The sequence below is a fragment of the Streptomyces palmae genome (genome assembly GCF_004684805.1).
GTDB classification, from domain to species: domain Bacteria; phylum Actinomycetota; class Actinomycetes; order Streptomycetales; family Streptomycetaceae; genus Streptomyces; species Streptomyces palmae.
Genome location: NZ_SRID01000789.1, coordinates 1 through 597, shown reverse-complemented (window position 1 = coordinate 597; position 597 = coordinate 1). Strand labels below are relative to the sequence as shown.

The window sequence follows — 597 nt, the reverse complement described above, 5'->3', positions numbered from 1 at the left end:
GTGACGGGGGGCGCGCCGGGCGAGCAGGGCCTGTGGCAGCCAGACCAAGGCCGCGAGACCGGCCAGCAGCGCCCAGGAGGCGAGTGAGCCGCGCCAGCCGCCGAGCGCGTTCTCCAGCGGTACGGCCGCCGCGGCCGAGGCCGTGGCACCGCCGATCATCGCGGTGGTGTAGAGCGCGGTCATGCCGGCCGCGCGGTCCGGGAAGTCCCGCTTGACCAGGCCCGGCATCAACACGTTGAGCAGTGCTATGCCGCTGCCCACCAGCGCTCCGCCGGCGAACAGCGCCACCATCGGCGGGGCCACCCGCAGCAGGATGCCGCCGCCCAGCAGGACCAGTGCGCCGAGCAGTACGGGGTCGGTGCCCCAGCGGCGGGCCATCCGGGGGGCGAGCGGCGAGGCCAGCCCCATGAAGATCAGCGGAACGGTGGTGACCAGGCTGCGGACGGTGGCGGAGAGCCCGAAGTCGTCACCGATCTCGCCGAGCAGCGGGGAGACCCCGGCCAGCGCGGCTCGCATGTTGAGGGAGGCGAGCATGATGCCGGCCAGCACCAGGGCGAGGCGGCGCCGGTTCGGCGCGTCGGGGGCGGGGGATACGGG

The 597-nt window shown here is 75.0% G+C and carries 1 protein-coding gene; it reads right to left on the bottom strand.

All coding sequences use genetic code 11. The features are described from left to right. Nucleotides 1–597, bottom strand: a 597-nt coding sequence (locus E4099_RS32660) for an MFS transporter (RefSeq protein ID WP_245245370.1), incomplete at both ends; no start/stop codon positions are given.